The following is a 12171-nucleotide window of genomic DNA, read 5'->3' as shown; positions in this document are numbered from 1 at the left end:
CGAAAAATCCTGCTTGGCGGTTCAATTTGAATGATCTTTCAGCCTGTTAAACTTGTTCACCTAAGGGAACTGCGAAAAGAGCGCAAGAAAACTTGCGCTCTGATCCTAATTAGTTTTTTGCTTTTTTATAGCAGAGGCTGCCGATCCATTGAACGAGCTGGACAAAGACGATCAATAGGACGACGGTGCTGTACATGATGGTATTATCAAAATTTTGATAACCATAAGTAATCGCCACTGCTCCCAGACCGCCTGCACCGACAGTTCCCGCCATCGCGGTGTAGCCCAAGACCGAGATGATCGCTAAAGTCAGACTTGAGATCATGCTGGGAAAAGCCTCCACCAGCATCACCTTGAAGATAATCTGCATATGAGTCGCGCCGATTGATTTCGCTGCATCCAAGGTATAAGGATTGATTTCCAATAAATTATTCTCAAACAGCCGCGCCACATACGGCGTCATCGCAAAAGTCAAAGGGACGATCGCCGCCGAAGTACCGATCGTCGTTCCTACTATTGAACGAGTAAACGGCATCAGTGCCACCATCAGAATAATAAAGGGAAAAGAGCGAACGATATTCACGAAAAAATCCAGCAGCCGATAAATGTTTGCATTAGGCGCCAGACCTTTTTTATTAGTAATTACTAGAACAACCGCCAATGCAAAGCCAATGATCGTTGCGATCAACGAGGAAACCAGCACCATGATTAGAGTACTGACCAAGTTCGGCAGCAGCACCTGTGTAATCAAAACCGAATTACTCACAGTCCTTCACCTCCCGACAAATAAAATGCCCCTCTTCCGCCAGCTTCAACAGCTTGCCGGCATCCTCATTCGGCACTGACAATAGCAGCGTCGTTAGTGTTTCGGCTTTAAAGTGTTCGGTCGTGGCCTTCAATAGATGAGGTGTTTTTACTCCTGCTTGAAGCAGCAACGCCAAAACATCTTCTTCTAAGTGAGTTACGATATTTACTAAGCAATGATCGGCTTTCAGCTCACCAAAATCCGGCTGCTGTTCGCCAGTGATCGTCTGCAATAGGTCGGAATTGTTGAGAAAAACCTGCTGAACCGTGTCCTCTTCTACGATCTTGCCCTTTTGCAAAATCGCCACACGGTCACAGATTTTCTTCACGACTTCCATCTGGTGGGTCACAACGACGATGGTCAATCCCATTTTCTGATTCAATTTCAGCAGCAGCTCCAAAATGCCGTTTGTGATATTAGGGTCCAAAGCCGAAGTCGCTTCATCGCAAAGGAGAATCTCAGGATTCATAGTCAAGGCTCTGGCGATCGCCGCACGCTGTTTTTGCCCGCCGGATAATTGCCGCGGTTTCATATCCGCCTTATCTGCGATCCCAACTTCAGTCAATAACTCCTCTACTCGCTCTTTGATCGCTGCTTTGGAATATCCGCTACACTCTAATGGCAATGCGACATTTTTATAAATCGTTTTTTGCTCGATCAAAGAATTCCCCTGAAAGATCATCCCGATTTTTTTCTTCATTTCCCGCAATTGTTTTTCTGATAATTTTTCCAATGGCTGGGTGCCGATTCTGATACTGCCGGACTGGCTTTGTTCCAATCCGTTGATGCAGCGCAGCAGCGTCGATTTCCCCGCACCGCTGATCCCTAAGATCCCCATGATGGAGCCAGCGGGGATCGTCAGAGAAATATCTTCTAGAATCGTTTGCGTTCCATAACTTTTATTTACCTGATCGATAACTATTTCCATCTGCTCAACACCTAACGTTTCACGCCTTGATAAGCGCCTCTAAAATAATTGTCTCGTTTGCGCACATCATAAAAATCCGGTACGTCATCCTCAGCCGTTTTTTTGATGATTTTGCGTTTCTTTTCCAACAGCTCCATCGGATTCAAGGTTTCTTCTAGCCCTTCGATCATGGTTTCGAATTTCTCATAGGGAATGCCGACACAGAGCTCTTCATCTTTCCAGCGCGCGACATAACGCGTTCCCGAACACATCATGGAGATGTTGATCAAGCCCGTCTCATATGGATACGAGGTGCCTTCCTGACAGATCGCCTGCATCCCGGTCATCTTAATATTTTTCGCTTGTCCGTTAAAATATGCGTTGCCCTGTAAAATCCGCATCGCATTAAACGGTGTCGTGATGATTAAAATGACATCCGGAGCACTTTGCCACGCATCGATCGGTTCAACCGCGATGCCATAAGAAGATTCACGGCAATAAACCATATCATCTGCGATTTCTTTACTCACTTCGATATCCTTATACACACCCATCTTGGCGTGCTTTTCTCCGCTGGCACTGTACTCATCATTTTCGATCAATCCTAAGGCCACCGCAGAAGCCGGACAGCCGAAATTATCGATCGACATTTTTACACTGATGCCTTCCGTCGCCTGCTGAACCGCCCGACAATAAGGAACTAATTTTTTTGTTGCGGGTGCATCATAGGCTTCAAACTCCTCTTGAGTTCGTAAAAAGCTGATGCCCACGACCTTACGTTCCAACTCCAGCAGATAATTCAAGCGGCGGTTAAGCTCTTGGTATTTACTCATAGAAAGTAAACACTCCCTTGAAGTGATCGTTGATGCCTTTTTTGCTTTCTTTTGTCGTGAAGGAGTTGTTGATTGCTTTCGCCCAATCGGTGTCCTTATTTTCATCTTTTACGATTAAACTAATCGGAAAATCCTTGGCATGCTGATCGCGAATCAAATAATCTTTGTAATCCTCGCCCGAATTAAACATAAAGGTAAAGAAGCAAGTTGCCGCATCTAAATCTTCTAAACTGCGGACCGTTTGTGCTTGTTCGATCTCAACGAATTTGAAATTTTTCGGATTATCAACGATATCTAATGCCGTGTAGCCTGATTTCTTCTCATCGCTCAATTTGATCAAGCCAGCATCCTGCATCATTAATAAAGAATTATCACGATTCATCGCATCATTCATTATGGCGATCTGTGCACCATCCGGCAATTCGTCGATCTTGTCATATTTCGTCGAATACAAACCGATCCCCGTGTAATAAACATGCGGCTCCATCATCGCCAGTTCGCCGCCCTTTTGTTCATTGAAGGATTTCATAAACGGTTCATGCTGAGCAAACGACGCATCAACATTGCCGTCCTGAACTGCTTGTAATGCTTCGATATTATTTGAGAAAACCACGAATTCCGGCTTATAGCCTTCTGCTTCCATTGATTTTTTCGCAGCTTTAAGGGAATTCTCCGATACTTGGTTGCAGGCGATCTTGATATCCTTCTTCTCTTCTTTTTCTGTCGCCGCTTCCTTTTTCGATCCACAGGCGCCCAATACGAAAACCGCCGCTAACATTGCCAATCCAATTTTAAATTTTTTCATCTTCATTCTCCTTATCGTTTTTTTGTACTAAAGCCCATTCCATGTGTCTGAGCGCACAAAAAAGAAACATACAAAGTTGTATGTTCCTCCGATCCATAAGAAATAAACGTGATTACCACACGCCAAAGACAGGAGGGAAATTTTGTTTGCTCATTAACTTAGAAACTCTAAGTCCACATCCAACTCAAACTCACAGTCGTTTAATAAACAAACCTTCCACCTCCCGAAAAATTAAAAGCGTTATCACTAAGAGTATAGCTGAAAGATAAACACTTCACAATAAAACCCCAAAAAAAGAAGACTGCTTAAAAAAGCCGAATCCACTTTTGGATTCGGCTTTCTCTCACTTATCTTTTCTTAAAGTAAATCAAACCGCTGGCACTTAATGCAACCATTCCTACTATTATAAAGATTGGTTGTTTGCCTTCACCCGTTTTCGGATAGATTTTTCCAATCGTGCTATCGATCCAATTAGTACTGCTTGGTGTTTTATCGACCACATTAGTGGAGACAATCTTTCCAAGAACCGTTTTTTCGAACTCTACTTTACCACCAGTTACTCCAGTGATAGTAATGACAACTTTTTGATCTTTTTTCAAATCTAATTCTTTGATATCAAGAATAATATTTCCATTTATATCAGATTTTCCTAGTGCAAATTTTTCACTGTTCGCAACAGCAACATGAACGGTCGCTTCTGCGAGCGTTTTACCTGTTAATTGTGTATCACCTTCGTAAATATTCGCAAGTTTTGTTTCTTTTTTGATTTTTTCAGTTTCGGCATCTGCTGCTGGATTAGTGCCAGGTTTTGCTAGAACTCTTGTAGAAAAGCTAGCTTTTCCTCCATTCGGACCAGTAATCATGACAGTAATATCCTGCCCAGCCTTCAAATTCATATTTTGTACATCAATTTTAAACTTACCATCTTCATCAGAAGTTAGTGGGTCTTCAGTTTGCTCAGCAATTTTTGCTTGCGGTGCTGCATTGGTCGCCTGTTCAGCCTTATCTTCTGCAACAGCCACTTCAATGGTTGCATTCGGAATCGTCTCGCCTGTTAGGTACTTGTCACCTTCAAAAAGTTCGTTTAATTTCGTTTTCTGCTCGATTAATGTTGTTTCTTCTACTAACGGATCAGAAGTTTGAGTAGTCGAATCTGTTGGCAGAGTAGTAGTACTTGTAGTTTGCGATGTCGAACTATCTGTCGATGAATCTGTTGTAGTAGTCGAACTACTTGTAGTTTGCGACGTTGAACTATCTGTTGACGAGCTTGTTGTAGTAGTCGTTGTTTGCATTGCCAAAACAGTTAATGTAAAGCTGGCTTCTCCGCCATTTTCCCCAGCTATTGTCACCGTTACTTCTTGTCCTTCTTTTAGACCTAGCTGATCTACGGCTACACTGAAGTTTCCATCCTTATCAGCAGTTGCTTGTGCTAAAGCGCGAGCCTTAGTTGGTGCAACCGTTACTTTACCATTAGGAATGGTTTTACCAGTTAAGTTCTTGTCACCCTCACGGTAATCCGTCAGTTTCGTTTCAGCTTTGATCTTTTCGGTTTCTTCCTTCGCTGGATCAGTTGGTTCAGTTACTGCTAACGTTTTTCTTCCTTCAATTGAGGCCGAAACTGTTTTGTTATTCGCTTCTAAATCTTCGATATAACCGATAAATGTTTCTGTATCAGGGTCTAAGGCACCCGCTAACTTCGCATTGGTGAATTCAGAGAATCCATCGCCTCCGCCGTATAAGAAATCGTTGATGATTAATTTGTACGTTGTGCCTGCTTCGATTACTGTGCCGTCTGCTTTTTTCAATTCTTTGACTACATAAGGATGGTCAGTATCATCTTTATTAGGATTTTTTTCTACTGTATATTTTAATCCAGAGACTTGAAGGAAATACTTGCTAGTCTGCTGATTCAATACATTTTTGATTTGTTGACCGGTCATCTCAACGATCTGCATGATATTGCCGAATGGTTGAACCGCTTGAGCTGCTCCCCAAGTAATCGTCGCATCGGATTTCACTTTCAGGTCATCGCGAATTCCGCCATTATTTGTCATGGCAAAATCAACAGCTTCACCATTTTTCTTAGCCATATACACTTGCGCATCAGTCACGAGATTTCCGACAGGTGACTCGCCCATTTCGTTGACTGTCCGTGTGATGTCTTCCGCTTTATCTGCTGTCCCGATTTTTTCTTCGGTAACTCCTTTTACCCGACCGTCAGCATCAGCAACAATTCCTTGAACTGCTGAATCTGGCGCAACACCACCGTTTGGATCAACCGCACTGACCGTTGCCTTTGGTGTTCCGACAAAATCCTTCGTTGCTGTATCATATTCTCCCTGCAGATCAATATAACCTTTACCTTGAGAAGTAGATTGAACAACCCGCGTATTTCCTACAACACCATTCGTATAAACATGGTTATGACCAGCAAAGAAAGCATCAACGCTATTATCTGGATCAAGCTGATTCACTCGATTAATGATATCAGCGGTCTCGCCACTAACACTGTCGCCAGTACCTTGAACCGATGGTGTATGACCAAGAACAACGATTGCATTAACATCTTGATCAACAAGTTCTTTACTGTATTTTGCAATTTCTTCAGCCGGATCGGTAAAATTATAATCCTGATGGTATTGCGCTAACACTAGATTAGGAATTTCTTGTGTGACAACTCCAATGATGCCGATGTTGATTGGTTCCGTTTGAGTACCAACATTTTTAATTGTATACGGCTGCCACCCATAAGGAATATTTCCCGACCCCTCTTCATGAACATTTGCGATGACTAGATCAAAGCCGCCCTTTAATTGATCAGGAGTGTAATCATTATTATAATCATTGACTATGTCATAAAATCCAGCATCTGGACCTGGTTGTGCTCCAGTTAAAATTCGATTGAATTCTCCTAAACCTTCATCGAACTCGTGATTTCCAAGAGTCCCCACATCAAACTTCATCTGATTTAGAATACGCATAGTTGGTTGATCCTGCAATAAACCAGAATTAGCTGGACTCGCACCAACCATGTCGCCAGCTTGCACTCGCAAGGTTTTTCCATCAGTATTCTTTTGTTTAAAAGTTGTCTCTGCTTGCGTAAAATAGCCCGCCATCAATGCTGCCGTACCTGCTCCAGATACTTTAGATCCATCTGGTCCAGAATAACTTCCCGTCGTGCTCAACGCACCATGGAAATCATTGATCCCCAACATCTGGATCGGAACAGTGGTTGCGCTCTTCGGTGCTTTTTCAGCTGCTGAACTGCTCACAACTGCGGCTTCATCTGCTGGTGCTGCTTCTGATGATTGACTGCTCGCAGTGCTGCTTGTGCTTGTTTCAGCAGTGGTTGAACTATTTATCGTTTCACTTATTTGACTGCTTGTTGTACTATTTATTTCGCTATTTATTGTTTCTGCTGCCGCTAATCCCGCCGGCAAAGTAAAACCTAAAACGGTGAACAATGTTACTGCACTTCTAATCAGACTCGGTTTCCTCAAGAAATTCATCTCCTTTAATTTAAACGCTTACAAAGAGAATATTAACAATTCTTCACGTAATATTCAAACTTTATTCGCATTTACTTTTTAATTTTCGTCATTCTCATAAAAAATATGCAAGGAAAAGCCTGAAAAATGCAGAAAATATGCCACCAATTAAGGTGTAAAAAGCCGAATCCACAGTTGGATTCGGCTTTCTTGTTTTAAAACTCTTCATTATAATATTACCCATTTGAGACAAGGGTATTAAGCGTATCGTTTTTCCGAATCCGGTCTAACAGCTCTGGATTGATCCGGTAGCCTTTTCCCCACAACGTTTGGATCGCTTTATTCGCTAAATTCGTCGTCTCAAATTTGGTTTTGATCCGTGTGACCGTGCTGGATAATGAGGCCAAGTGTGATTTATTGACGTCTTCGTTCCAGATTTGGTGACAGATGGTTTCTCTGGTCACGACTTGGTTGCCCGCTTCAAGCAAGATCGATAATATCCTTGTTTCTGTCGTGGATAAATGATGCAGGACTTCTAAAAATTGATAATTATCCTCTGGAGTATGGACTTCTTTTTGCAGGACATTTGGCCGAATCAACGAGACCTTATCCGATAATTGTACATATTTTCGATTCTCATATGACTGCTCATTTCGCTGATTCTTCAAAGCGTATAGGCACTCCCGCAGTTCATCGACAGAATCCTCATTTGAGATGATGGCGTGGATAAGTGCTTCTTCTAAATACTGATGATCCATTTCTGTTACTTTGGATTCCACTTTTCGAATAATGCGAATGGCGTTCTTGCGCAACAGCGGAACGAGCTCCATGATTTCTGATTCGCAGATCGTCTCACTTAAAATGACATACTGAAAGAACTTGAAAAACTCCATTGCCTCTATTTGCTGGCGGCTGGTTTCAAGCATCCGGGCTGAACAATAGACTTCATAATTCAACGCCTGCAGTTTTTGCTGAATCTCTTGCTCAGTTAAAATATTTTTCGTCAGAATCAAGATTTGATTCATGCTAATCTCCCCTTCGTAGTTAAACCCTAATAATAATGATTCATTCAATTTCCTGAAGCACTATGTAGCCGGAAGAGAACAAGACAGCCCTGCCTTCTTCCGATTGACTTACTGAAACTCTTTGCGGGACATCACAGAAACCTTTGGATACTCATAGCGACCCTTGATTTCCTCTAAGTCTGGCACATCACTTTGAGCCAACTGATCCACACGGGTCTTCATTTCTTCATAAATGCTCATGATCGTTTGACGGGATTCGTCGACTTCACACGAAATTTCTTTGGCCCGGTCATGGATCGTTTGTAATTCGGCTTCTGAATCTTTCACGATGCGTTGGGCATCCATCTTGGCTTTTTCCACCATCCGATTGGCTTGGCGGCGAGCGGAGATCAGGACTTCACCGATCTCGTGTTGAGAGTGGATCGCTTCTTGCTTCAACTGCTCATTTTCGGTTTTCAATTCATCGATTTGATGGTGTAAGCTCGCGATCTGCTCACTTTCAATTACGGCCTCTTGATGCTTTTGATCTTCGATCAATTGTTGGACTAATTCTTCTTTTTCTAAAATCTGTTGGTCCTTATCCGCAATCAATTGATCCAACTGAGCAACTAATTCTTCTTTTTTGGTCAGATCAGCGGCTAGGCTGTCCATTTGATGTTCAACTTGTTGGATGGCTTCTTGGTAACGGCGTTCGCCGTCTTGCTGGCTCACAGCGAACTCGTGAAGCTGTTTCTTGGCTTCTTCCAGATCGGCTTCCAACGAGTGGTGCTGTTCCAGCGAGGCTTTCAAGGTAGTGACTTCTTCTTCGGCTTGTTCCAGTTGTTCCTTCAAGTAGCCCGTCTCTTTATTATCCTGCAAGCGTTGGATCTCTTGGCGATTTCGGCGAACCTCTGTCTCTAGGTCTTGGATCTGACGACGGTTCTCAGCTTTTTCTTCGCCAGTGCGTAGAAGTGCTTGTTTGTATTTTTCATTTTCTTTTGTTAGGCGTTGTTTCTCTAAGGCTGTGTCCCGCTTTATCTGTTCGATCTGGTGATCCCTTTCGGAAATAGCCCGCTTCAGTTCTGCGGTCTCATCGGTTTCTTTCTTCACAGGCTGCTCAACCGTTCTTGGGCGTTCTTCGATCATGATCTCTTCTTCAGGCACCGAATTGATCTCATCAATGATGTTCTTATTGAAAAACCAGCCATTCTTTTTTTGTTGTGCATTCATACGGACTCCCACTCCTCTTTCTTTACTCTTCTTCTTGGATCAATGTAAACTCTTCGTCGGCGTTCTCACGAGAGAACGTACAGCTATAGGTCTTTTTCTTGTCTTTATCATTCATCAGATTCATTTGGAAGGTGATCTGGGTTAACTTGGAGACATCTTTCGCTTCTTTAGCGAAGGCTTTGACGTTGTCTTTGATTTGTTGGCGATTCTCTTCGCTGCCGGAATCCCCCGCTAACGCAATGTTCAGGGTCTGCGTTGGAATATCCAGTACGATCAAGGTCGTGGATAAACCAAAGTACGGGCTCACCTTCGTCGACAGGTCGCTTTCGATCTCGTATTGTTTTTCACGATTTTCTTCTGAAAACAAGTCGTCCCATGGATACTCCTTTAACCCAATTCCCTTGCTGGGATAGGCTTTGATCGGCAGCTTATTGATGATTTGTTTCTGTTCTTTTTTTAGCGTATACAGCTCGTCTTTTAATTGATTGGTTCGTTCCGTGACGACGTGCAGCTGGTCCTCCATTTGAAATAATCCATAGGTGGTCAAAAGCAGCCCAATCGCTAAAAAGATCGTTAGGTATAGTAAGGCGGAGACATGTTTTTCCTGTTCTGCTTGTTTGACATATTCCAACTTTCGTTGAAATGACAGTGGCGTATTTGGCGGTACGTTCAACCGCTGCAGCTGCACCTTAATGATCATTCGCCGAAACCAGACAATGAGTATCAAAATGACCAGCCCTACGCTCATCCAATTTATGATCAAAATGTTCGTTTCCCCTTTTCTCTCTCTAGTTTCGTTTCGCAGCTACTCAAAATAATTGGATAACTTCTGTCCCTGACTATTTTTCTTTATTTCCTTTAACAGTGTGCCGTTCGACAGTGCTTCGACCTTGAATTCCAAATCATCATAGATCGACAGCACATTCTTCCGTGATTCTGACACTTCGATCAGAATCTTTCGCGCCCGGTTACTGATATTTTCTAATTCCAATTCCGCAGAGCTGATCAGGTGCTTCGCTTCGGTTTGGGCTTCATCGATCGTGCGATTCGCTTGTTTTTTCGCGGAGATCAGCACTTCGCCGATTTCTTGTTGGGATTGCACGACTTCTTTTTTCAGTTGTTCATTTTTCTCGATCAGTTCCTCGACTTGTTTCTTGGCTTGGATCAGTTCGAGGCTTTCTTCTGCATCTTTTTGTTCCTTCAACTTACTCAATTCGACCTGCGCATCCGCTAATCGGCTCGCCAATCGTTCTTTTTCAGCGACCAGCTCCTCCATATTGTCCGTTGTTTCTTCTTGGATTTGTTCTTCTGCCAGTGGTCCTTGTTCACCTACATCCATCTGTGATTCCTCCAATGCGTTTTTAAGCTTTTGAGCGACCTGCTCCTTTAACTGCTGGATCGTCTGTTTGTATTTCGCGTTTGCTTCTTTAAGCGATGCCAGTTCAGCGGCCAGTTCTTCTTCTTTTTCTTCAAGCAGTTCGTCCAGTACATCATTTTCAGCTTGAAGTTCCATCATTTTGGCCTCATTTTTTTGATTGAGCATATGTAACTGCTGGTAATCTTGTTCCAATTCACGGTACTGTGCTTTTAGCTGATCATTGACTTCTTTATACTCTGTGAGTTCTGTACTAATCTGATTCAGCTTTTTTTCGTTGTCACTCTTTTCTGCCTGCGACTCCTGATACTTTTGTTGGTATTCCTTCAGCTGCCGCGTTAACTCCTTCAAATCTAGTGAGGTAGCGTCCTTTTCTGCTTCTTCTTTTTTGATACGTTCAATGGTTGTTGTTAACTCTTTTTGTTTTTCTTCTAGTTGGTCCTGAAGCTGTGCGACCTTTGATTCAATCGCGGTCTTCTCTTCTTCTAATTCAGAAATTTTCGTTTGCCATTCTTCCTCACGATCGTTTAGCTCATCTGCTAATCGGGTACGCTCAAAGGCAAGCTTTTCTTCTAACGCTTCCTTTTCATCCGCTAATTGCCGAATACTGGTTGCCGCTTCTGCCTTTAGCAGCGCCAGTTCTTCTTGAACTTGGTCAAGCTCCTGCCCCTCAGCTTCTGCTTCTACTGCCGGATGTTTTGTTTCTTGGCTATCCGTGGCAGGATCTTGTTCCTGTTTAGTGTAGGTTTCCTGTTCTTGAATCAGCGTTTCTAGTTCCGTTTCGGAGTCCTCGATCTCCTCTCCCATTTCCAAGGGACCAGGAATGCGTGTCGTTTCGTTATACAGCTCTTCTGCTTTCAACTCTTCTTCGGTAATATCATTGATGAATTCCTTCAACGCTTGGGTTGAAAGCCATTTTCGTTTCTTCTTATTCTCTGCCATTAGCCCTTCCCACCATCATTCTTTAGATTCTGCTCGGAAACATTCTTCTTATTAAACCCATCCGTATCGTTTTCTCGTGAATAATTTACGTTATAGATGACTTGTTTCTCTTTACCGACCGCGGTGATCATCCGAACGTGAATGCTCCGCACTTCGCCAATCGCCTCTGCTTCTTTCGCAAACGCATCAAGATTCTTTTTGACGGTTTCCTTACTTGCGTCGTCATCCGTTTGCCCTTTGAGTTGAAGGGAGAGCGTTTGGGGAACGGCTAAGGACACTGTCGTATCAGAGGAACCAAAATACTGCCTCGTCTCTTGCGTAATCGCTGCTTCCATCTGCTTTTGCAGCTTAGAATCCTTCATTTCACCAGCTAATTTATCCCAGTCGTAGGTATCAAGCCCGATGCCCTCTTCCGGATAATTCTTCAAAGGAATACTGGCAATCAATTGTTTCTGTTCTTCTTCTAGCTGATCTAGTCGGTCTTCTAGCTGAGTATTCTGTCCGTTTAATTTCTGATGGTCCTCTGCCAGCATCAGGAAAGCTCCCACAAAGAGCACCAGGGCGATCCCGATAGCCAGGCAGGTCAACAGTAAGTAGCGAATATGCTTAGCTTGCTCGATCTTTCTTAGATAATTGACTTTTCTGCGAAACAAGGGCGATTGATCCGGTTCTTTTTGAATGGCTGAAAACCGCAAATCGAACACGAGCCGTATCAATACAAAAATAATGGCTAAGACGACCAGCCCTGCGCCGACGATTCCTAATATCACCATCTTGATTTC

At 43.1% G+C, this 12171-nt stretch carries 10 protein-coding genes; all 10 read right to left on the bottom strand.

All coding sequences use genetic code 11. The annotated features are described in order from the left end of the window. Nucleotides 1-109: 109 nt before the first annotated feature. The 10 genes from A5875_RS16100 to A5875_RS16055 all read right to left on the bottom strand — a co-directional run bounded on the left by A5875_RS16100 (nucleotide 110) and on the right by A5875_RS16055 (nucleotide 12162). Entirely contained in the window at nucleotides 110-766 is a 657-nt protein-coding gene (locus A5875_RS16100) for a methionine ABC transporter permease (protein WP_088934530.1), read from the bottom strand. Beyond that, entirely contained in the window at nucleotides 759-1733 is a 975-nt protein-coding gene (locus A5875_RS16095; protein WP_088934529.1) for a methionine ABC transporter ATP-binding protein, read from the bottom strand. The genes A5875_RS16100 and A5875_RS16095 overlap by 8 nt, the downstream gene beginning before the upstream one ends. 11 nt (nucleotides 1734-1744) lie before the next feature. Beyond that, nucleotides 1745-2545 (bottom strand): DUF169 domain-containing protein, encoded by an 801-nt coding sequence (locus tag A5875_RS16090; protein ID WP_088934528.1) that lies wholly within the window; start codon nucleotides 2543-2545, stop codon nucleotides 1745-1747. Beyond that, entirely contained in the window at nucleotides 2538-3350 is an 813-nt protein-coding gene (locus tag A5875_RS16085; protein WP_088934527.1) for a MetQ/NlpA family ABC transporter substrate-binding protein, read from the bottom strand. Before A5875_RS16085 ends, A5875_RS16090 begins: the two co-directional genes overlap by 8 nt. 347 nt (nucleotides 3351-3697) lie before the next feature. After that, nucleotides 3698-6850 (bottom strand): 5'-nucleotidase C-terminal domain-containing protein, encoded by a 3153-nt coding sequence (locus A5875_RS16080; protein WP_176244701.1) that lies wholly within the window; start codon nucleotides 6848-6850, stop codon nucleotides 3698-3700. A gap of 224 nt (nucleotides 6851-7074) precedes the next feature. Then, entirely contained in the window at nucleotides 7075-7863 is a 789-nt protein-coding gene (locus tag A5875_RS16075) for a helix-turn-helix domain-containing protein (RefSeq protein WP_088934525.1), read from the bottom strand. 108 nt (nucleotides 7864-7971) lie between these two features. After that, entirely contained in the window at nucleotides 7972-9072 is a 1101-nt protein-coding gene (locus A5875_RS16070; protein ID WP_088934524.1) for a hypothetical protein, read from the bottom strand. A gap of 22 nt (nucleotides 9073-9094) precedes the next feature. Continuing rightward, nucleotides 9095-9835: a hypothetical protein gene (locus A5875_RS16065; protein ID WP_242551312.1), complete on the bottom strand. Its 741-nt coding sequence runs from the start codon at nucleotides 9833-9835 to the stop codon at nucleotides 9095-9097. A 42-nt stretch (nucleotides 9836-9877) separates the two neighbouring features. Beyond that, entirely contained in the window at nucleotides 9878-11389 is a 1512-nt protein-coding gene (locus A5875_RS16060; RefSeq protein WP_088934522.1) for a hypothetical protein, read from the bottom strand. Continuing rightward, nucleotides 11389-12162: a hypothetical protein gene (locus A5875_RS16055; protein WP_088934521.1), complete on the bottom strand. Its 774-nt coding sequence runs from the start codon at nucleotides 12160-12162 to the stop codon at nucleotides 11389-11391. The genes A5875_RS16060 and A5875_RS16055 overlap by 1 nt, the downstream gene beginning before the upstream one ends. Nucleotides 12163-12171: the final 9 nt, after the last annotated feature.

It is taken from the genome of Enterococcus sp. 3H8_DIV0648 (assembly GCF_002140655.1).
Lineage (GTDB): Bacteria > Bacillota > Bacilli > Lactobacillales > Enterococcaceae > Enterococcus_A > Enterococcus_A hulanensis.
This window is presented reverse-complemented; position numbering and strand designations above follow the sequence as displayed.

Bases quoted from the DNA above. Each gene is read 5' to 3' on its own strand.
- A5875_RS16095 (WP_088934529.1), bottom strand. From the start codon at position 1,733: ATGGAAATAGTTATCGATCAGGTAAATAAAAGTTATGGAACGCAAACG.
- A5875_RS16090 (WP_088934528.1), bottom strand. From the start codon at position 2,545: ATGAGTAAATACCAAGAGCTTAACCGCCGCTTGAATTATCTGCTGGAG.
- A5875_RS16085 (WP_088934527.1), bottom strand. From the start codon at position 3,350: ATGAAAAAATTTAAAATTGGATTGGCAATGTTAGCGGCGGTTTTCGTA.
- A5875_RS16075 (WP_088934525.1), bottom strand. From the start codon at position 7,863: ATGAATCAAATCTTGATTCTGACGAAAAATATTTTAACTGAGCAAGAG.
- A5875_RS16070 (WP_088934524.1), bottom strand. From the start codon at position 9,072: ATGAATGCACAACAAAAAAAGAATGGCTGGTTTTTCAATAAGAACATC.
- A5875_RS16060 (WP_088934522.1), bottom strand. From the start codon at position 11,389: ATGGCAGAGAATAAGAAGAAACGAAAATGGCTTTCAACCCAAGCGTTG.
- A5875_RS16055 (WP_088934521.1), bottom strand. From the start codon at position 12,162: ATGGTGATATTAGGAATCGTCGGCGCAGGGCTGGTCGTCTTAGCCATT.